Consider the following 19,467-nt stretch of genomic DNA (forward strand, 5'->3'; position numbering starts at 1 on the left):
GCACGGCGGGGACCCCAGCGACCGGTAGCCCCAGCCGTTGAGCGCCCGAACTACGCCTTGACGAGCGTGAACTGACCCAGCTGGCTGATGCCGCGCTTGAAGAAGTCGCTGCAGCCGACCAGGTATTTCATGTACCGGTCGTAGACCTCCTGCGACGTCGCGGCGACCGCCGCGTCGTGAGCGGCCTCGAGCGCCTCGGCCCACATGTCGAGCGTGCGCACGTAGTGCTCGTCGAGCAGGTGGTTGCGCTCCAGCGTGAACCCGGCCTCGGCCGACAGGTTGATGATGTCGTCGTCGCTGGGCACCGAACCGCCGGGAAAGATCTCCTTGGCGATGAACCGCATGAACTTGAGGTCGGACATCACGATCGGGATGCCCATCTCCGGCCAGCGCTTCAGCGGATGCCCGAGGATCGCCTGGATGACCATGTGGCCACCGCTGGGCAGGTAGCTGCTGCACGCCTTGAAGAACGGCGCGTAGCGCTCCTGCGGGAAGGCCTCGATCGCCTCGAGGCTGATGATGGCGTCGACGCGTTCGTCGAACTGCTCCCACCCGCGCAGCAGCACCCGCCGCGACCGGTCGGTGTCCAACCCGTCGAGCAGTTCCTGGGCGAACTTGCACTGGTTCTTACTCAGCGTCAGCCCGATCACGTTGACGTCGAACTTCTCGACAGCACGCTGCATGACCGAGCCCCAGCCGCAGCCGATGTCGAGCAACGTCATGCCCGGCTGCAGGTTCAGCTTGCCCAGCGCGAGATCGATCTTCGCCATCTGCGCTTCTTCGAGCGTCATGTCGTCACGCTCGAAGTACGCACAGCTGTACGTCCGGGACGGGTCCTGGAAGGTCCCGAAGAAGTCATCCGACAGGTCGTAGTGCGCCTGTACCTCTTCGAAGTGCGGCTCCATCGAGTCGCCGCCCTTCGACGGGTTCAGCATGGGCTTGGCCATCCCCGACCGCCCTCCATCCGTGTTGCGGACCATTTAGTTGATGTGGTGGTGCTAGCGCGTCGAGACGCGGGTCATGCCTTCTGCAGGGTGAACTGGACGACGTCGGTGTAGCCCTCGCGGAACAGGTCGGCGCAGCCCTTCAGGTACTTCAGGAAGCGCTCGTAGATCTCCTCATTGGTGATCTCGATGGCCTCGGCCTGCTTGGCCTCGAGGTTCGCGGCCCACGTGTCGAGCGTCTTCACGTAGTGGGGCTGCAGGTGCTGTTCCTGGGTGACGGTGTACCCGGCCTTGACCGCGTGGTCGGTGACCATCGAGGCCAGCGGCAGACGACCGCCGGGGTAGATCTCGTCCATGATGAACTTGATGAAGCGGACCTTCGACATGGTCAGCGGCAGGCCCTTGGCCTTGATCTCCGTATCCTCGGGGATGGTGATCGTGTGCAGCATCTGTACGCCGTCGTCGGGCAGCCAGTCGAAGGTGTTCTTGAAGTAGTCGTCGTACTTGTTGAAGCCGAAGTGCTCGAAGGCGCCGATCGACACGATGCGGTCGACCTGGCCGCTGAAGTCCTCCCACGGCTGCAGCCGCACGTCCATCGTCCGGTCGCCCTTGTAGTTGGCGAGCCAGTGCTCCTCGATGTGCTGCTTCTGGTTCTCCGAGAGCGTCAGGCCGATGACGTTGACGTCGTACTTCTCGACGGCGCGGTTGATCGTGGCGCCCCAGCCGCAGCCGATGTCGAGCAGGGTCATGCCGGGCTCGAGGCCGAGCTTGCCGAGCGACAGATCGATCTTCGCCATCTGCGCTTGCTCGAGGTTGTAGTCGTCCTTCTCGAAGTATGCACAGCTGTAGACCTGGTTCGGGTCCTGCCACAGCTTGAAGAACTCATTGCTGATGTCGTAGTGGAACTGGACTTCCTTCTTGTCCGATCCGCGCGTCTGCGACGCCGACTTGGCGAGCCACGCGGACTCCGCCTTCGGCGTGAAGTCTTGCGTGTCGTTTGAAGAGGTCATCATCCACCTTGGCCATCGAGGAATCATGGTCGCGCCGACCAGCAGTTGCTTCACTGATCAGGCGATCCGAGCCTACTACCGCGGATGGCGTGTCGCGGACGGCGCTCCGCAGGTGGCGGGCTGAATCTTCGTTCTACGGCCCGTCACCCTCGCTGCGAGCAAATCGGGTGCAGCGCAACATTGGCAGTCAGACGTGATCACCGCGCGGACCGGCAACGACCGCCGGTCGGTGACATCTTCTCTGAACGGATCAGCGCTTCTTGCGGAGTCCGTCCACGTCGGAGGTGGCCGCGGAGTCGTTCTTCGCGCGCTTGTCGGCGCGCTTCTCCTTCAGGGACTTGTCGGACTTCTTCGTCATGCCTTGGCGCGGGGACTTGTCAGTCATCACTGGCCTCTGATTCCGGCGCCCTGAATGGTGCCGATGGTCCGGACTGTACGCGGCGAGCGGTTTCGCCCACCGTGTCCGCGCGCGGCGCAGCCGTCAGATCGCGTAGTCCCGCGGCGTGTGCTGCACCGACACCCAGTGATCGGTGGTGAACTCGTCGATCGCCCACTGGCCCCCGAAACGACCGATGCCGGAGCCCTTCTCGCCGCCGAACGCCGTGTTCGCGTCGTCGTTGACCGGAGAGTCGTTGACGTGCGTCATCCCGGCCTGGATCCGGCGCCCGAACCGCACCGCACGGTTGACGTCGCGGCTGAACACCGCCGAGGACAACCCGTAGTCGGTGTCGTTGGCGATCCGCAGTGCGTCCTCCTCGTCGTCGGCGCGGATGACGGTCATGACGGGACCGAACACCTCCTCGCGTGCGGTCGCGACGTCGTTGCCCGCGCTCACGACGTGTGGCGGCAGGCAGAGCCCGGCCGGCCCGAACGGGTCGCCACCGAGCAACTGCTCCGCGCCGGCGTCCCGGGACCGCTTCAGCTTGTCCTGGATGCCCTCGAGCTGCGAGGAGTTGATCACCGGCCCGAGCTGCGTCTTCGGGTCGCTCGGGTCGCCGACCGTCAGCGCCTTCACCCGGTCGACGAAGCGGCCGAGGAACTCGTCGTGCACGCTCGCGTCCACGATGGTCCGGTTGGCGATCATGCAGATCTGGCCCTGGTGGAAGTACGACCCGTACACCGCGGCGTCGACGGCCAACTGCAGGTCGGCGTCGTCGAGCACCGCCAATGGGCCGTTGCCGCCCAGTTCCAGCGCCAACCGCTTCAGGCCGGCTTTCTCCGCGATGCCCTTGCCCACCGGTGTCGACCCGGTGAACGAGACGACCCGCGGGACGGGGTGCTCGACGATGGCGTCGCCGATGTCGGAACCCGACCCGACCGTCACCGACAGCAACCCCGGCGGGAGGCCCGCCTCCTCAAAGATGCGCGCGAGCAGCAGGCCTCCGGTGATGGGCGTGTCGCCGGCAGGTTTCAGCACGACGGCGTTTCCGACGGCCAGCGCCGGCGCCACCGACCGGTTCGACAGCTGCATCGGGAAGTTCCACGGCGAGATGACCGCGACGACGCCGACGGGTTCGCGGTAGACGCGACTCTCCTTGCCGGGGATGTCGCTCGGCATGATGCGGCCCTCCACGTGGTGCGGCATCGACGCCGCCTCCCACATCACCGACCGCACCAGGCCCCACTCCAGCTCGGCCTTGGCGATCGTGCCGCCGGTCTCATGCACCAGCCAGTGCACGATCTCGTCCTTGCGCCGGCCCATCACGTCGGCCGCCGCGCGCATCACGCCGGCGCGCTCAGCCGGCGGTGCATCGGCCCAATCCGGTTGCGCAGCAACCGCTGTCTCGTAGGCCTCGTTCAGGTCGTCCTCGTTGGCCTGCGGGATCTCGGCCAGGGTGTCGCCGCTGTAGGGGTCGGTCGACTCGCGAGTCGAGCCGGCCGCGCCGGCACGCCACTGGCTGCCGATCGGCATCGTGTCGAAGTCGGGGTAGGCACTCACGACGTCGCCACCCCGATCTTGACGTGCGGCCCGTCGTTCTGGGCCTGCCACGCCTTGTCCGCCTCCTCCAGCAGGTAGCGGGTGGTCTCCACCTGAATGCGACCCTCGGCGGCCAGCCCGGTGAGTTCCGCATAGGCGGCCCGCACCACGTCCGGCGGCATCAGGTCGTTCATGTGGCCGACGTGGGTGCGGCCGGCCAGCGCCCGGAACGGGATCTCCGGCCCGCCGCCCGCGCCCTGACCGATGGTGATCAGCGTGGCGCCGACCGCCGAGGCCGCGAGCGCCGCGAGGAACGGGTCGCCGTAGATGGGGTCGATCACGATGTCGTAGCCGTCACCGGCCTCGGACCGCAGCGCCTCGGCGTCGTCGTCGCCACCGAGCTGAACGACGGCGTCGGCACCCAGCTCGCGGGCCTTGGTCAGCTCGTCCGAGTTGCGGCCGGCGCCCACGACGCGACCGGCGCCGAGGACCTTCGCGGCCTGCACGGCGATCTTGCCGACCACGCCCGTCGCACCCAGCACCAGCACCCGGGAATCCGACGTGACCTCGGCGTGCCGCGTCAGCGGCAGCCACGCGGCCAGGCCGGCGATGCCGCACGCCACGGCGAGGTCATCGTCGATGCCGTCGGGCACCGGGTAGGTCTTGTCCGGGTCGACGCGGGTGCGGGTGGCCCACGAGCCGAACGGCGCGGGCGGCGAGTCGAAGTAGACGCGGGTGCCGTCGGCGGTGATGCCGACGCCCTCCTTGCCGACGACCTTGGGCACATCGGGCTCGCCGAGCTGCCCGGACGCCAACGCGAGGTCCACCGGATTGAGGCCTGCGAGCCGAACCTCGACGACGTCGCCGTCGGGCTCGTCGAAGTCCATCACCGTGGGCGCCTCGCCCACCTTCTCGAGTACTGCTGCGCGCATCTCGTCCTCTCCCGCGTTGGTGTCGGTGTCCGTCCGAGCGGGCGGCTACCCGTGCCGATACCGGCCAAACGGTCAGCGGGAGGCCCGGACGGATGCCGCCGCGGGTGTATGGTCGGGAGGTTGGGAAACTGACCAGTCCGGGATGAATGCGCAGTTCAGCGCTGTACTTCGTGAGCAACCGCTCGAGCCGGACACTCCGCGGCTCGCGCGTCAGGACTCCCGTTGTCAGCACCCTCCCTCAGCCAGGTCCCCACTCGCGCCGCCATCGGGCCGCGCGGAACCACCCCGCTCACCGTCGGCGTGCTCGGCACCTTTCCGCCGACGTTCTGCGGGCTCGCGAGCTTCAGCAAGTCGCTGTGCGACGCTCTGAGCGCTGCCGGCTCGGAGGTCAGCGTGGTGCGGGTGGCCGACGGCGTGGAGTGCGGCGACGCACGCATCGTGGGTGAACTGTCTGGTGGCTCAAGGGAATCCATTGCGGCCTGCGTCGACCGGTTGAACCGGTTCGACGTGGTGATCATCCACCACGACGTCGGGATCTACGGCGGTGAGGACGGCGAGGACCTCGTCGAGGTGATGCGCGCCGTCACCGTCCCCATGATCGTCGTCGCGCACGCCGTACCGCGCCTGCCGACCCCGCACCAGCGGGCGGTCTTCGAGTCGGTGCTGACGATGGCCGACCGGGTGGTCGTGGTCTCGGACTCCGTCGGCGAGCGACTGCACGCCCACTACGACCTGTGGCGCGGCCGGGTCGCGACGATCGCGCACGGCGTGACGCTGACCGCGGCCGCCGGACTGAAGCGCGGCGGCCGTCCCACGCTGCTGACCTGGGGACTGCTGCGGCCGGGCAAGGGCGTGGAGCGGGTCATCCACGCGATGGGCGCGCTGCGCGAGCTGCGGGGGCAGCCGCGCTACCTCGTCACCGGCAGGACCCACCCCCGTGCGCTCGCCGACGACGGCGAGTCCTACCGCGAGGCCCGGCTCGACCAGGTCAAGCGCGACGGCCTCGTCGGCGCGGTCACCTTCGAGCCCGACTACCTCGGCCGCGGGTCGCTGGCCGCCCTGATCCAGTCGTGCGCCGCGGTGGTGCTGCCGTACGACGCCACCGAACAGGTCACCTCCGGGGTGCTCGTGCAGGCCGTCGCCAGTGGCCGGCCCGTCGTCGCGACGGCGTTCCCGCATGCCGTCGATCTCCTCGGCAGCGGCGCGGGAATCGTGGTCGCGCACGACGATCCTGAGGAGATGACCACGGCGCTGCGCCGGATCCTCACCGACCCAAGGCTTTCCGGCGAGATGGCGGCGGAGGGTCGACGGCTGGCGCCGACGATGTCGTGGTCGGTTGTCGCGGAGAAGTACCTACTGCTGGCGCACGTTCTGCTCCGGGAGCAGCGCGCGCGAATGTGACGGTCGCGCAACGGAAAACTAGCGTACGGTGGGGGTACGAGTAGCTCGGGTTCGAGCTGACATGCTCGATCTAAGGAATCCCGATGGCCGCGTCCGCAGTTCTCCTCAAGACCCCCTACGGACGACGAGTCGAACTCGTCAAGGCCGTCATCCAGGACAAGTCGAAGCTCGACGACGACCAGGCGCGCGAGATCGCCGTCCACGTCCTGCACGCCCTCGACTCGATACCCGAGAAGATGCGTTGACGGTGATGGTGACGCTGACCGGCGGCGGGACGAACGAGTACCTGCGCTACGGCGACACCTACCACGAGCTGCCCGACGGGTCGCTCGACGTCATCCGCACGGGCGTGAAGGAACACATCAACTACGCGGCCGGGTCCTGGGTCGGCGTCGAGGGTGACGAACGGACCTGGAAGAAACGCCTCGCCTGGCGCTGAGTCACCGCGCGGCGGCGTAGTCGGTCAGTTCGTCGACGAAGCCCGGCGGAAAACGCAAGCTGCCCTTGTGCGTTCGGCTGATGAAGCCGGTTGCCGCGCGGCCGGAGAGCGGCTTCCCGGGGTGCTGCAGGAAGTGCTCCAGCGGCACCCTGTCCGCCCACTGCGGCCACGGCCCCACGTCAGCCCCGTACACGACGCCATCGGTGTCGGCCCATGCCGCCTTCCGCGGCCACCTGGGTCCCGCCCACGGTTCGTCGTCAGCGGCGTCGTAGCGTCCGGGCTCGTCGAGACGTCGGCCGATCCACGCGGCCACCGGCACGCTCACCGAGTTGCCCACCATGCGCCAGCGTTCACCGCCTTTGGCGACCTCGTCGGCCGGGGCGGTCCAGTCGCTCGGAAAGCCCTGCAGCCGTTCGGCATCCCGGATGTCGGGGGTCACGTACTCGCCCGACGGCAGCCGAATCGCCGGGGGTGACGCCACCCCCACCGACGACCCGCACTTGATCGGTGGAACCGCGTCGACCGCCCAGCCGAACGACCTCGTGCCCTCGGTCCAGTAGAAGCCGCAGGCGACGTCCGGGTAGGTGGCGATCGCTTCCGGTCTCTCGGCGTCGTCGGCCAGCAGCACGTCGCGGGGGTCGCCGTCGCGGCTCGCCACCAGGTACCACCGGTTGCGCCGCTGCGGCAGGCCGAAGGCGTTGGTGTCGACGACGCGGTACGCCCACCGGTAGCCCAGCGCGGTCAGCGATTCGGTGACCAGCCGCAGCGCCGCGCCCCCGTTGAGCGACATGAGGAACGGCACGTTCTCCAGCACCAGCCACGGCACGTCGGAGCGCCGGGCGAGTCGCAGTGCCTCGCCGACGAGACTGCTTCGCGCACCGGTGATTCCGGCCTTGCGGCCGACGCTGCTGAGGTCCTGGCAGGGGAATCCGGCGACGAGCAGGTCGGTGCCGCGGGGGAGCGCGTCGACGTCGCGGACGTCGCTCTCGATCGGCGTGTCGGGGAAGCGGCGGCGCAGCACGTGCGCGGCGACGGGATTGTTCTCGACCAGCAGTGCGGTGCGGTGGCCGCCAGCTGTCATGCCGAGTTCGAGGCCGCCGATCCCGGCGAACAGTCCCGCGACGGTCAGCGTCATCGCAGCCACTCCAGCGCGACGGCGTAGCTGAGCCGCGAGGGCACGGCGTTGCCGATCATTCGTGCCAGCGCGGTGCGCCGCTGGACGCCGTCGAAGGAAAACCAGTCCGGAATGCATTGCAGCCGTGCGGCTTCGTGCGCGGTGATGGTGCGCCGCCTGCTCGGGTGGACGTTGCGTCCCATGCACATGCTGTAGAAGCCCGTGGTGACGGTCTGCGCGGGCCGGTCCCATGTGAGGCGGCCGTAGATGGACTTGTAGCTGTGCCCGCCGCCGGCGTGACAGGCGGGCCGCTGGCTGTCGGGGAGTTCGAAGCGGCCGTGGTCGAAGAGGTGGTCGATGCGGCGGCGGGTGTCGGGTGCGGACTTCGCCGTCGCGTCCAGGAGGGTCGTGGGATCGGTGTCCTCGAGGTCGCGGAACGCCCAGGCGACGGTCCGGGTGTCGCGGCGGTGCCGGTCGACCACCTCTGCGGGAGTGAGGGAGTGCGCCAGGCTGGCCATCAGGATGAGGCGGCGGCGGGTCTGTGGGACGCCGATCTCGGCGAGGTTCACCACGCCGACGGTGACGGTGTAGCCGAGGTGGGTGAGGGCGTCGGCGGTGCGCTGCACGACCGCGCGGCGGTCGTTGATCGCACCCGGGACGTTCTCGATCAGGACGTGCGTCGGCGTGAACACCTCGGCGGCGCGGACCATGGTGCGGTACAGCTCGTTCTTGTCGTCGACGTGGCGGGTGCGGTTGTTGAAGTCGCTGTGGCCCTGGCACGGTGGGCCGCCGACGAGCACGTCGACGTCGCGGTGCCGTCTCGCCAGCAGGCGTTCGGCGGGGGTGAGCGCGGCGCCGACGTCGCCGGGCAGCAGCTGCTCGACGTCGGTGCGCAGCGCGGCGGCAGTGGGAAAGTTGGTCGCATAGGTGCTCACTGCCGTGGCGTCGAGGTCGACGGCGAGCAGCGGCCGGAAGGGGCGGTTGAGGGCGCGGGCGGCTTCGGCGAGGCCGATCGACAGACCGCCGCAGCCGGCGAACAGGTCGATCGTGCGGACCGCTCGGCGCGTACCGGTCACGGCGGGCGGGGTGGTGCTCTGGAGCCACGCCCGTTCGGCGTCGTCGGCGTCAGCGGGGCCGGTGCCTTCGTCGGGCGCCTGGGCGAGCGTGCTGGTGACCGTGCGGCCGTCACGGCGGTTAAGGATCCGCTCGTAGACGCCGGCCCGGGTGCGGAACCGCTCGAACCCGACGTCTGGCCTGGCGTCGGGAGGGGAGGCGAGCACCCCGCGATCCTATTTCGCGCCGTGCGGCTGGTCCGGCGGCGCGCCGTTCGTACGCTGGAGGCATGGCCGAGTCGTGGGCGTCGTCGCCGGAGGCGCGAGCGCGGATGCAGTCGAACAAGAGCCGGGACACCAAGCCGGAACTGGCGTTGCGGTCCGCAGTCCACCGGCTCGGATTGCGCTACCGGGTCGCCGCGAAACCGCTTCCCGGGCTGCGTCGCACCGCCGACCTCGTGTTCCCGCGGGCGAGGGTCGCCGTCTTCCTCGACGGCTGCTTCTGGCACGGCTGCCCCGAACACCACACCGTCTCCGCGTCGAACGCGAAGTTCTGGCGGGACAAGGTCGAGGGGAACCGGGCGCGCGACCGCAACACCGACGAGCGGCTGGCCGAAGCAGGTTGGGTCAGCGTGCGGGTGTGGGAGCACGAGGATCCGGTGGAGGCCGCCTCGCGGGTGCGCGAGGTGGTTCGGGACAGGGCCTCGTAGCCGCTCGTCACCGCGACGTCACGAGGGTCACGTTCGGGTTCTCCGTATCAGGGGAAGACTCAGGGATGAGCGAGAACCGATTGACGTGCCTGGTGACCGGATCGACGGGCTACGTGGGTGGCCGGCTGATTCCGCGTCTGCTGGCGGCGGGCCACCGGGTGAAGGCCATGGCGCGCGACCCCCGCGATCTCGACTCGGTCCCGTGGCGCGACGACGTCGACGTCGTGCGGGCCGATCTCGCCGACCCCGAATCGCTGGACGCCGCCTGCGCCGGCGTGGACGTGCTCTACTACCTGGTCCACTCGATGGGCACCTCGTCGGACTTCGAGTCCGAAGAGGCCGATTCGGCGACCAACACCGTCGAGGCCGCGCGCCGGGCGGGCGTCCGGCGGGTGGTCTACCTGGGCGGCCTGCACCCCTCGGGTGGGCACCTCTCCAAGCACCTCGAGTCGCGCTCGAGCGTCGGGGACACACTGCTCGCGTCGGGCATCGAAACCGTTGCGCTACAAGCAGGTGTCGTCATCGGCGCAGGCTCGGCGTCGTTCGAGATGATCCGCCATCTCGTCGAGGTGTCACCGGTGCTGCCCGTGCCGAGGTGGTCGCGTCACCTGGTGCAACCCATCGCCGTCGACGACGTCCTGCACTACCTCACCGAGGCGGCGACCGCCTCCGTGCCGACGTCGCGTACCTGGGACATCGGCGGCCCCAACGTCCTGCGCTACGCGGACGTGCTGCGCGAATTCGGAGACGTGGCCGGCCTGCCCCCGCGACGCATCGTCCCCGTGCCGGGGCTCACGCCGGCGATCGTCAGCTGGGGCATCGCGCTGCTCACCCCGATGCCCGCGGGCCTGGTGCGACCGCTCGTCGCGTCCCTCAAGTCAGATTCGGTGATGGGTGATCGCGACGTCGACACCGTCATCGCGCCACCGGCCAAGGGGCTGACCACCTACCGCAACGCGGTGGCGCGGGCGCTCGAGCAGCCCTACTCGGATGACTCCGGCGTCCAGCCCACCGATCCGTCGGCGGCGGAGCTGATGCCCAGCGACCCGGAGTGGGCGCGCGAACGCACCGCGCGGTAATTCGGCGTCCCAGCCTTTCTTACGGGCATGTGACGTGACCGGCGAACCCCGCGAAACGGTTTGATCGAGTAATGCTCGGGTAGAAAACTGTCTGCAACGGCATTCCGCCGTGCGTCGCGTCTCGCGGACGCAGTCATCGAATCTCCCGGCGATTCTGTCTGACGACCCCCTTCGCTTCGCCCCGTCGAGCGAGAGGAAGTCGCCGTGAACGATCACGAATACACCGACGGCCTGCGCGCCACCATGTCCGAACTGACCGCGCAGTTCCGCAAGCCCACCGACATCGCCACCACGCTGTCCCGGGTGACGACTGCGGCCGTCGAATTGATCGAGGGTGTCGACTACGCGGACGTGCTGCTCATCTCGGGTGCCGACGTGTTCGAGTCGGTCGCAGCCACCAGCCAGGTGGCCATCGACCTCGACGACGTGCAGCGCCGCTATCAGGAGGGACCCTGCCTCGACGCCGCGCTCGACGACGTGGCGACCGTGAGCAACGACCTCAGCCAGGAGACGCGGTGGCCCCGGTTCGCCGAATCCGCCATCGCCGCCGGGGTGCACGCCATGCTGTCCTTCCGGCTCTACACCCACAATTCCCGCGCGGGGGCCCTGAATCTGTTCGCCGGAGAACGCGACGTGTTCACCGCCGACGCCGAGGCACTGGCCGCGTTGCTGGCCACCCAGGCGGCCGTCGCACTGATCGCCGACGACAAGGACCTGCAGTTCCGCTCAGCGTTGGCTAGCCGGGACGTCATCGGACAGGCCAAGGGAATGATCATGGAACGGTTCGACGTCGACGCGCTGCACGCCTTCGAACTGTTGAAGCGGCTGTCGCAGGAGTCGAACACGCGGCTCGTCGACGTCGCCGCGGAGCTGGTGGCGAGAGGCCCCGAGCCGACGAGCACCTGACTCCAGGTCGTGGTCTGATCGGGGTGACTTCCAGTGTCATCCGATCGAACGAGGAGAGTGCCGATGCTGCGTCTGCCGCCCATCCCGCCCGCGAGCATGTCCGGTGACCAACGGGCCCTCCACGACGAGATCGCTCAGACCGTCCACGAGCACCTGCACGGGTTCGTGTCGGAGCGTGCCGACGGTGCACTCGTCGGCCCGTTCGCCCCGATGCTGCACTTCCCCGACTGGGGTGGTCCGGCGTGGCGCTTCACGAAGTCACTGATGGACCACACCACGCTGCCGAAGGCGCCGCACGAGGTCGCGATTCTGGTGACCGGCGCCGCGGCCGGCGCGCGATACGAGCTGTACGCCCACGAACGCGTCGCCGCCGCCACCGACCTGACCGCGGCCAAGATCGCCACCATCGTCGCGGGGCAGCGTCCGGGCGACCTCACCGCAGACGAAGGCGCCGCGTACGACGTGGCGGCCGCACTGAGCCGCGGCGGGGCGCTGCCGGAGGCCACCTACCGGGCCGCTGTCGAGGCGTTCGGCGCGGACGGGGCGGCGGAACTCGTCTACCTGATCGGCTGCTACAGCCTGGTGTCGGTGCTGCTCAACGCATTCGACGTGGACGTGCCGGAGTCCTAGCTGTGTTACGCCGAAACTACGCTCGTTGACGGATATCTCGAGAAATCCGTCAACAACCGTAGTCTCGGCGCCAGGCGGTACTACTTCAGCTTCACCAGCCGCGTCGTCGAACTCTCGTCGAGGTCGACGACGTCGGTACGCGAGCGCAGGAAGTCGCTGAAAGACCGGAAGCCGAGCGACTTCTCGCTGAACGACGGGTCCATGCGCTTCATCTGCGCCTTGACCGCCGAGTTGTGCAGCCAGTCGACGTCGTCCTTCTCCAGGCCGATCTGCAGCGCACGCTTGAGCAGGCCGGTCGCGGCGGTCTGCGGGTCGGGCTGCTCGGGTTCCCCGGGCGGACCGGCGGGCTTGCTGCTGCGCCGGGCGGCCCGCTTGCGCGGCGTCTTCTCCGCCGGCTCGTCCGGGTTCTCGGCGTCATCCGACTCGTCGGTCTCGTCGGGTTCTTCGACCGGCACCGGATCGGGTTCGAACACGGGGACGCCGGGCAGCGCGTCGTAGATGACGAAGTCGTCGCACGCGGCGGCGAGCGACTTGCTCGACGACCCGGCCACGCCGATCCCGACGACGTACCGGCCGAGCCGCTTGCAGCGCTGCGCCAGGGCGATGTAGTCCGAGTCGCCCGCGACGATCACCACGTGGGTCAGATCGGGCAGTCGGAACATGTCCTCGACCGCGTCGACCGCGAGCCGGATGTCGGCGCCGTTCTTGCCGTACGCCGCGGCGGGAAAGAGCTGAACGAGGTCGACGGCGCGGCCGACGAGCTGTCCCCGGTAGTCGGCGTTGACGCCGGCCGACCAGTCCGCATAGGCGCGGGTGAGCACCAGCGTGCCGAACGACGACGCGAAGTCGATGATCGCGCCGACGTCGACCGTCGCGCGCTCCAGGCGCTCGGGCGGCAGGCCCTTCGCCTTCGACTTGTCCTTCATGAAGGAGCTGCGACCGTTCACCTGGTCGTACCGCGAGATGACGATGTTGTCGAAGTCGAGGTAGACCGCGACGCGGGTGGTGGCACCGGGTTCCGTCATGGCATCAGTCTCGTCCATCGACGTCGGCGGCGTTCTGCGGCCCCGAACCCTGACGCAGCTGCGCCTTCCGCACCGCCTCGTCGACCAGCCGTTCGGCGACGACGTGCAGCTTGACGTTCTCGGCCTGGCTGATCTTTGTCAGCCGCTCGAAGGCGTCCTCGGCGGCGATGCCCGACCGGCTGCGGACGATCCCGATGGCCTGGTCGATCACCGTCCGGCTCTCGAGCGCACGACGCATCCGTTCGGTGCTCTCCCGCGCCGTCGCGAGCAGCTGCGCGTTGTAGATCGACACCGCGGCGGGCGCCGCGAACTGCTCCCCGACGCGCACCGCGTGCTCGGCGAAGACGTCTCGCTCGTACGCGTAGGAGTTGATCGCGCCGATCACCTTGTCGCCGATCAACATCGGCAGCGCCAGCACCGAGTGCACGCCCATGCGGGCGACCGAACCGCGGAGCCGGGGCCACCGGTCGTCGCTGCCGATGGAGCCGCTCACCGCGGGCCGGCGTGTCTGCATGCAGGTGATGCACGGGCCCTCCTGCAGCTTGTTGTACTGCAGGATCTCGATGTCGCGCACGAACCCCGGGGTGGCCGCCCAGGCGTGCGCGCGCGGGCTACCGCTGACGAACTCGACGAGGGTCACCCCGGCGCCGTCGACACCCGGGATGGCCTGAACGGCGAAGGAGGCTACGTCGGACAGCAGGTCCTCGACACTGCGCGCGTCGGCGACCACGTGAGCCAGGCTGCTCAGGCCCTGGTGCAGGTCGACCTCGTCGGACTGCGCCTGCTCGGCGGAGACGTCACAGGCAGGCGGCGCCTCGCGGCCCGGCTGCCCGTCGAACTCGGCCATGGCCCTCCTACACGTGCACAGGCGGCCCAACTTACTCGGCGCACGTCGAGGCGGGAAACCCCACGATCAGGAGACCAGCGGCACGGCGTGCGCACGACGGAGCTTGCCCGACGGCGTCTTGGGGATCATGCCGGGTTCGAGGACGACGACGTTGCGCGGCCGGACGTCGACCTCGGCGACCACCTCGTGCGCCACCTGCTTCTCGATGCGCCGCACCTCGTCGGGGTTCTCGTACTCCTTGGACTCGACCGCGACCGCGAAGCTCTCGCGCGACTGACCGGCGTCGAGACGCACCGCCACCGCGCAGCCCGCGCGCACGCCGTCGACCCGTGCGGCAGCGCGCTCGATGTCGGTGGGGTACACGTTGCGGCCGGCCATGATGATGACGTCCTTGACCCGGCCGCAGACCACGACCTGGTCGGTCTCGGTGAGGTAGCCGAGGTCGCCGGTGTCGTACCAGCCCTGCTCGTCCTGTGCCGCAACGAATCCCGCGATCGTCATGTACCCGGAGGTCACCGGCTCGCCCCGCACCTGCAGCACGCCGACTGCGCGCTGCGGCAGGATGCGTCCGTCGTCCGCGACGGCCCGGATCTCCAAGCCCTTGAGCACCTTGCCGAGCGACACCAGGCGACGGGTGTTGCCGCGGGTGGCTGGGATTGCGCGACGGAGCGCCGACAGCAGGTCGGCGTCGACCTCGTCGATGACCATGCCGCCGCCCGACTCCGAAAACGCCACGCCCACAGTGGTTTCCGCCATGCCGTACGCGGGGACGATCGCCTCGTGGCGCAATCCGAACGGTGCGCCCGCCTCGATCAGGTCCTCGACGTCGGCGGGTTCGACCTGCTCGGAACCCGACAGCGCCCACCGCAGGCTCGACAGGTCGAACTGACCCGGCGTGGCCTGGCGGCGCAGTCGCTTCGCGAACAATGTGTACGCAAAGTTGGGGGCGGCGGTCATGGTGCCCTTGTACTTGTCGATCAGCCGGGCCCACAGCAGGGTGTCGCGCAGGAAGTCCATCGGCGTGACCTTGACCAGCTCGGCGCCGAAGTACATCGGCACGGTCAGGTAGCCCGTCAGACCCATGTCGTGGAAGCACGGCAGCCAGCTGACGATGACGTCTGTCTCTTGGTCGAAGTCCGCGCCGATGAACATCGCCTCGGCGTTGGACACCACGTTGCGGTGCGTGATCTGGACGGCCTTCGGCGAACCCGTCGATCCGGAGGTCAGCTGTAGCAGCGCGAGGTCGCCTTCGTCGGTGTCGATCGGGTCGATCGGGTCGGCGGCCAGCAGGTCTTCGATGGTCACCACGTTGAGGCCCAGCTGCTCGAGCAGCGGCGCGGCGGGCATGAACGGGTCGGAGACGACGACGGCGGCAGCGCGGATCATCCCGATGACGGCGGTGGTCTCCTCCGCCCAGCGTTCGAGGTTGGTGCGGGGGGTCGGCTGATGGAGCATCGTCAGCGACGCGCCGCGCATCCAGATGCCCTGTGCCGTCGGTGCGATCTCGACCGGTGCGCCCGCAAGCACGGCAACGGCGTCACCGTGGCCGACGCCGGCCTTCGCCAGCCCGCCCGCGATCTTGCGGGCACGTTCGTGGACCTCGGCCCAAGTGTGCCGGACCGGCGCATCGGGCTCGCCGGTCACCATGCCGCGAGGACTGGACAGCGCGTTGGCGAACATCGCTTCGGTGAAGCGACTCACTGCGACACCTCCACTGGCAACAGGACGTGGCTTGGCGACGCGGACGTCACAGAGTAGGTAGCCAAGGGACTCCGTCATTCAGGCACAACCGTACGAGGGTCGGCCGAGTCGGTGAGCAGTGCTCTCGGTGGGGACGATGACGTCGCCGCCGTGACGGGTCCGGATGGCTGTGTTGTCAACCGCGCATCACGGTACCGCGCCCCATGGCGGCGACGTGCCAATCGGCACCGCACGACGTGGACACGGTTCTGTGTCGATCGGGGGTACGGATGGGTTGCGCGCGGGCCGTCCTCGCCGGCGCCCATGGGTGGGCGCGCGCCGTCATCGGTCGTTGACGCGCCGGTGAGGGACACCGCTCGGGACGGTCTCGGGGTCCGGTTCACTCGCGAGCGTGCGCAAACTCAGGTCCGTCGACGGCGTGTCGCCCGCAAACACGCACGCTCGCCGGAGGAGGAGATGTGATGTAGCTCACAATCGGCGTACGGTGGAGGAATCTTCGAAGGGAGACACCCATGAAGGGCGCACATCGAGATCCCGTCGACCACTCCCGCACGTGCCAGCCACACGCCGGTGAGTCGTTCATCGACACGCTGTGGCTACCTGGCCTCGGGCTCATCATGCTCGGCACGGCGATGATCGCCGGGTTCGTCGCCGCGACGGCGTACGGCCGCACGGACCTGCAGCTGACGCTCGGGCTGATCGCCGGCGCGCTGGTGACCGCGGGCGCGATCCTCGTCGCGGTCGAACACCACCGGGTCAAGCGCGTCGAGCGCCAGTGGGACGCCGACCACCCGGTGCCGCGCGCCCGCGCCTAGTAGCCCGGGGTCTAGGTCTCGACGGTCGACCGCAGCCAGGCCATGATCTCGCGGGTCGGCTTGTCCACGACGTCGGCGAACTCGGGATGGGCGGTGACGTATCTCGCCACCGTCGGGCACACCGGCACGATGCGCAGCCCCTCCGACCGCGTTGCCACGAGCGCCTCTGCGATGACGATGGTCGACAGGCCGCGGCCACCGTGGGCGGCGTCGACCTCGGTGTGGAAGAAGACGCGCTGACCGTCGCGGTCGACGAAGTACGTTCGCCCGACGACGTTCTCGTCGACCATGACCGCAAAGGCGTCGTCCTCGCGGACCACGGACACGGGTGATCCGGTCTTGTCGGTCAGCGTCATGGCACTCCTCCCGGCTGCGTACGATCGGGTCCGACTCCAACGATCCAAAGGCTACTGGTGGACATCGAGCACGTGCACGTCGACAAGCAGAGCCCCGACGCCTACAAGGCCTTCGTCGGCGCCTCGGTGGCCGTCGGCAAGACCGCCACGGACGCGGGACTCGAGCGGAGCCTCGTCGAACTGGTCAACGTCCGCGTCTCGCAGATCAACGGCTGCCCGACCTGCCTGGACGTCCACCACCGGAAGGCGGCCGCGGCGGGCGTCACCGAGAAGCAGCTGACCACCGTCGCCGTGTGGCGGGACACCGAACTGTTCAGCGAACGCGAACAGGCGGCACTGCGGCTCGCCGAGATCACCACGACGCTGCCCGATCACGACACCGCCGAGCGCGAGTACGGCCGGGCGAGGAAGGTGCTCGGCGACGACGAGCTGTCCGCCGTCATCTGGGTGGCCACCGCCATCAACGCGTTCAACCGGGTGGCGATCCTCAGCAGGCACCTCGTCAAGCCGTAGCGGAAAAGCAGAAGAGCAGCCACCCGGGGGAGTGGCTGCTCTTCAGTGCTTCGGTCTTTGCGCTCGGTCTGCGCGTGCTGTCTCTGCGTTCGGTCTACGCAGGGACCAGGGAGATCAGGACTTCTCGGCGGCCTTCTGGCGCGCTTCCTGGGTCTTCGCCTCGGCGCGGGCGGCTTCCGCCTCCGCCTCCTTCTTGGCGACGTCCTTCTCAGCCTCGGCCTTGTCCTGCTGGGCCTTGCCCTGCTCCTCGAGCTTCTCGTTGCCCAGGACGACGCCGAGGATCTGCTTCACGACGCCGACCCCCAGGTCGAGGACGCTCTTGACGAGATTGATGGGTCCGCTGGTAACAGACATTCGATTCCCTTCCTTGGGTGCCTCGGCCGCCTGCTTTGGGATGCTGCCGAGTACGTGTGGAATCAGTCTGCAAGCTGGTGCTAGCTATAGCAAGCACCTTGTTAGCATCGTCACCTTTGGTTTGTGATCTGCGGAAACCGGGTCCGTCACGCCGTCGCAGGGGATATTCGCGCGCGTCGGCCCAGCCGCTGCCACGTCACCGCAGCCACCACCGCCACGACCACCGCGGCGACTGCCGCGGTCGACACCAGTACCGGGCTGCCGCGCTGCGCTGCGCCGACCGCGATCGCCACGAGAGCCCACAGCACACCCGCCACGTAGCCGAGGGTGCCGCGGAGCATGAGCGTCACTCCGATCGCCGACACCGACGCCAGGACGAGCACCACGAACTGCCACCACCAACCCTCGGCGGACCAGCCCTCGTCGAGGAAGGCCGCCGCGACGTTCGCGAACCAGGCGATGCTGCTCCAGCCGAGATAGAGCCCGAAGGTCACCGTCGCCAGCGTCGCCGCCCACGACGGGCAGGTCAGATCGTCGCGGTGCCGGATCAGCTTGCGCATGACGTGCGCCAGCGCGCCGACCATTACGCCGAACACCACGACGCTGACCCACAGCCAGCTCTGCGCGGCAATGACCAACCACAGGCTGAAGCCGACGAAGACGATGCAGATGTCGATGAGAATCCCGGTCTCCCACCAGGATCCGAGGCCGTACCGCACGATCACGACGGCCGTGACGGCGCTCAAGACGGTGATCACGCCCCACAGCCCGAACGCGTACCCGGCGGGGGTGATCAGTGCCCGGTTGGTCGCACCGGACGCCAGGAAGTCACCCGCCAGCGCGCTCGTCACCGCGGGCGCCGCCAGCTGGCTCAACGCCAGCACCAGCGCCACCCAGCGCCAGGCGACGGCCGCACGGGTGGGATGGGACGTTGCAGGCACGGTCGAGGTCACACCGCCACCGGGACGGCGATCTCGTTGCGGCGCAGGGGCGGCAGGGTCCACGGCGGGTCGTAGAACCACGCCGCCGGCTCCCCGGACGGCTCGAACCCGTAGGCCTTGACCACGTCGAGCAGCTCGGCGGTCTTCTTCGCGACGGCGTCCGGACCGCGGTCGCCGCTGAACCTCAGCACCGCGAACGTCTCCCCGGGAACCTCGACCAGACGCACCCGCTCGTCGACGGGCTTGGGCAGCGTCTCGAGCGTCCACTTCGAGGGCATGAAGAAGCGGATCACCCAGCCGGTGCCGACCTCCACGTCCTGCGCGGACTGCGCGACCGGCGCCGTCATCGCGATCTTCTTGCCCTCGCGGGACTGCACCACCGGCGCGGTCATCGCGATGTCGCCGCTCGTGGTGTTCTTGCCGAAGATGTAGCCCGCCAGCCGGCGGAAGCCCTCGCTGCGCGCGCCCTCCTCGTCGGCCTCGACTGCGGTCACCGTGGTCTCGGCGGCGATGCGCGTGCCGTACTCGCGCAGTTCGACGCCGTCGCCCAGAGGCTCGCTATTGTGGCGCGGTTCCTCGGTGCCGTTGCGGATGCCGACGATCGACAGCAGCGACTCGCCGACCTGACCCACCAGTGATGCCACGCGTCCGATCATGATGTCGAGGTTCCCACGGCTGGGGCCTCATACACCCGCAGCGCGTGACGAATCGCTGACGGTTGGGCGTGCGATACATTCCACCCGTCGTGCCGGTCGGTCGGTGCGCTGAACCTGGGAGGGT

The 19,467-nt window shown here is 69.0% G+C and carries 23 protein-coding genes; 9 read left to right on the forward strand and 14 right to left on the reverse strand.

Going from position 1 to position 19,467, the window contains the following annotated elements; all coding sequences use genetic code 11:
- Nucleotides 1–50 precede the first annotated feature (50 nt).
- From G6N64_RS11180 to G6N64_RS11195, 5 genes are all read right to left on the reverse strand, one after another.
- Nucleotides 51–947 carry a cyclopropane mycolic acid synthase family methyltransferase gene (locus G6N64_RS11180; protein WP_163796947.1) on the reverse strand — a complete coding sequence of 299 codons (897 nt, stop codon included), beginning with the start codon at nucleotides 945–947 and terminating at the stop codon, nucleotides 51–53.
- Nucleotides 948–1,018: 71 nt separating this feature from the next.
- On the reverse strand, nucleotides 1,019–1,954 hold the full coding sequence (locus tag G6N64_RS11185; protein WP_409370738.1) for a cyclopropane mycolic acid synthase family methyltransferase: 936 nt from the start codon (nucleotides 1,952–1,954) through the stop codon (nucleotides 1,019–1,021).
- A 250-nt stretch (nucleotides 1,955–2,204) separates the two neighbouring features.
- Complete coding sequence (locus G6N64_RS30500) at nucleotides 2,205–2,339, reverse strand: hypothetical protein (RefSeq protein ID WP_264002243.1); 135 nt, start codon at nucleotides 2,337–2,339, stop codon at nucleotides 2,205–2,207.
- Nucleotides 2,340–2,435: 96 nt separating this feature from the next.
- Nucleotides 2,436–3,866, reverse strand: coding sequence for an aldehyde dehydrogenase family protein (locus G6N64_RS11190; protein WP_163801616.1), 1,431 nt, complete (start codon nucleotides 3,864–3,866; stop codon nucleotides 2,436–2,438).
- Between the two features lie 23 nt (nucleotides 3,867–3,889).
- Entirely contained in the window at nucleotides 3,890–4,804 is a 915-nt protein-coding gene (locus G6N64_RS11195) for a quinone oxidoreductase family protein (protein ID WP_163796949.1), read from the reverse strand.
- 222 nt (nucleotides 4,805–5,026) lie between these two features.
- On the opposite strand from G6N64_RS11195, the gene G6N64_RS11200 reads away from it, so the two are divergent.
- The 3 genes from G6N64_RS11200 to G6N64_RS11205 all read left to right on the forward strand — a co-directional run bounded on the left by G6N64_RS11200 (nucleotide 5,027) and on the right by G6N64_RS11205 (nucleotide 6,644).
- A complete protein-coding gene (locus G6N64_RS11200; protein ID WP_246231108.1) occupies nucleotides 5,027–6,205 on the forward strand; it encodes a glycosyltransferase in 1,179 nt (392 codons plus the stop codon).
- A gap of 83 nt (nucleotides 6,206–6,288) precedes the next feature.
- The gene (locus G6N64_RS29920) at nucleotides 6,289–6,450 is read left to right on the forward strand and encodes a DUF6307 family protein (protein ID WP_174266790.1); all 162 of its coding nucleotides are present in this window, start codon (nucleotides 6,289–6,291) and stop codon (nucleotides 6,448–6,450) included.
- Between the two features lie 5 nt (nucleotides 6,451–6,455).
- Nucleotides 6,456–6,644, forward strand: a complete 189-nt coding sequence (locus G6N64_RS11205) for a hypothetical protein (RefSeq protein WP_308206606.1) — start codon at nucleotides 6,456–6,458, stop codon at nucleotides 6,642–6,644.
- A gap of 1 nt (nucleotide 6,645) precedes the next feature.
- Here G6N64_RS11205 and G6N64_RS11210 read toward each other — a convergent pair whose 3' ends face one another.
- Complete coding sequence (locus tag G6N64_RS11210) at nucleotides 6,646–7,779, reverse strand: DNA cytosine methyltransferase (RefSeq protein ID WP_163796951.1); 1,134 nt, start codon at nucleotides 7,777–7,779, stop codon at nucleotides 6,646–6,648.
- Nucleotides 7,776–9,038, reverse strand: coding sequence for a DNA cytosine methyltransferase (locus G6N64_RS11215; protein WP_163796952.1), 1,263 nt, complete (start codon nucleotides 9,036–9,038; stop codon nucleotides 7,776–7,778). The genes G6N64_RS11210 and G6N64_RS11215 overlap by 4 nt, the downstream gene beginning before the upstream one ends.
- A gap of 62 nt (nucleotides 9,039–9,100) precedes the next feature.
- Here G6N64_RS11215 and G6N64_RS11220 point away from each other — a divergent pair, with 62 nt between their 5' ends.
- The 4 genes from G6N64_RS11220 (at nucleotide 9,101) to G6N64_RS11235 (ending at nucleotide 12,135) form a co-directional block, all read left to right on the forward strand.
- Nucleotides 9,101–9,520, forward strand: a complete 420-nt coding sequence (locus G6N64_RS11220) for a very short patch repair endonuclease (RefSeq protein WP_163796953.1) — start codon at nucleotides 9,101–9,103, stop codon at nucleotides 9,518–9,520.
- Nucleotides 9,521–9,585: 65 nt separating this feature from the next.
- Nucleotides 9,586–10,599 carry an NAD(P)H-binding protein gene (locus G6N64_RS11225; RefSeq protein ID WP_163796954.1) on the forward strand — a complete coding sequence of 338 codons (1,014 nt, stop codon included), beginning with the start codon at nucleotides 9,586–9,588 and terminating at the stop codon, nucleotides 10,597–10,599.
- 204 nt (nucleotides 10,600–10,803) lie between these two features.
- A complete protein-coding gene (locus G6N64_RS11230) occupies nucleotides 10,804–11,505 on the forward strand; it encodes an ANTAR domain-containing protein (protein ID WP_246231110.1) in 702 nt (233 codons plus the stop codon).
- A 63-nt stretch (nucleotides 11,506–11,568) separates the two neighbouring features.
- Complete coding sequence (locus tag G6N64_RS11235; RefSeq protein WP_246231112.1) at nucleotides 11,569–12,135, forward strand: carboxymuconolactone decarboxylase family protein; 567 nt, start codon at nucleotides 11,569–11,571, stop codon at nucleotides 12,133–12,135.
- 80 nt (nucleotides 12,136–12,215) lie between these two features.
- Here G6N64_RS11235 and G6N64_RS11240 read toward each other — a convergent pair whose 3' ends face one another.
- The 3 genes from G6N64_RS11240 to G6N64_RS11250 all read right to left on the reverse strand — a co-directional run bounded on the left by G6N64_RS11240 (nucleotide 12,216) and on the right by G6N64_RS11250 (nucleotide 15,708).
- A complete protein-coding gene (locus G6N64_RS11240) occupies nucleotides 12,216–13,160 on the reverse strand; it encodes an NYN domain-containing protein (protein ID WP_163796955.1) in 945 nt (314 codons plus the stop codon).
- Nucleotides 13,161–13,164: 4 nt separating this feature from the next.
- Nucleotides 13,165–14,007: a GAF and ANTAR domain-containing protein gene (locus tag G6N64_RS11245; RefSeq protein ID WP_163796956.1), complete on the reverse strand. Its 843-nt coding sequence runs from the start codon at nucleotides 14,005–14,007 to the stop codon at nucleotides 13,165–13,167.
- 66 nt (nucleotides 14,008–14,073) lie between these two features.
- On the reverse strand, nucleotides 14,074–15,708 hold the full coding sequence (locus G6N64_RS11250) for a fatty acyl-AMP ligase (protein WP_163796957.1): 1,635 nt from the start codon (nucleotides 15,706–15,708) through the stop codon (nucleotides 14,074–14,076).
- 512 nt (nucleotides 15,709–16,220) lie between these two features.
- Here G6N64_RS11250 and usfY point away from each other — a divergent pair.
- Nucleotides 16,221–16,523, forward strand: coding sequence for a protein UsfY (usfY, locus tag G6N64_RS11255; RefSeq protein ID WP_163796958.1), 303 nt, complete (start codon nucleotides 16,221–16,223; stop codon nucleotides 16,521–16,523).
- A gap of 11 nt (nucleotides 16,524–16,534) precedes the next feature.
- Here usfY and G6N64_RS11260 read toward each other — a convergent pair whose 3' ends face one another.
- Nucleotides 16,535–16,879, reverse strand: a complete 345-nt coding sequence (locus G6N64_RS11260; RefSeq protein ID WP_163796959.1) for a GNAT family N-acetyltransferase — start codon at nucleotides 16,877–16,879, stop codon at nucleotides 16,535–16,537.
- Nucleotides 16,880–16,936: 57 nt separating this feature from the next.
- On the opposite strand from G6N64_RS11260, the gene G6N64_RS11265 reads away from it, so the two are divergent.
- Nucleotides 16,937–17,392 (forward strand): carboxymuconolactone decarboxylase family protein, encoded by a 456-nt coding sequence (locus G6N64_RS11265; protein WP_163796960.1) that lies wholly within the window; start codon nucleotides 16,937–16,939, stop codon nucleotides 17,390–17,392.
- A 114-nt stretch (nucleotides 17,393–17,506) separates the two neighbouring features.
- On the opposite strand, the gene mbp1 is transcribed toward G6N64_RS11265, so the two are convergent.
- The 3 genes from mbp1 to G6N64_RS11280 form a co-directional block, all read right to left on the reverse strand.
- On the reverse strand, nucleotides 17,507–17,746 hold the full coding sequence (mbp1, locus tag G6N64_RS11270) for a microaggregate-binding protein 1 (protein WP_163796961.1): 240 nt from the start codon (nucleotides 17,744–17,746) through the stop codon (nucleotides 17,507–17,509).
- Between the two features lie 146 nt (nucleotides 17,747–17,892).
- Nucleotides 17,893–18,687 (reverse strand): TspO-related membrane protein, encoded by a 795-nt coding sequence (locus tag G6N64_RS11275; protein ID WP_174266791.1) that lies wholly within the window; start codon nucleotides 18,685–18,687, stop codon nucleotides 17,893–17,895.
- An 8-nt stretch (nucleotides 18,688–18,695) separates the two neighbouring features.
- Nucleotides 18,696–19,343: an SOUL family heme-binding protein gene (locus tag G6N64_RS11280; RefSeq protein ID WP_163796963.1), complete on the reverse strand. Its 648-nt coding sequence runs from the start codon at nucleotides 19,341–19,343 to the stop codon at nucleotides 18,696–18,698.
- Nucleotides 19,344–19,467 lie beyond the last annotated feature (124 nt).

The organism is Mycolicibacterium sediminis (genome assembly GCF_010731735.1).
GTDB lineage: Bacteria > Actinomycetota > Actinomycetes > Mycobacteriales > Mycobacteriaceae > Mycobacterium > Mycobacterium sediminis.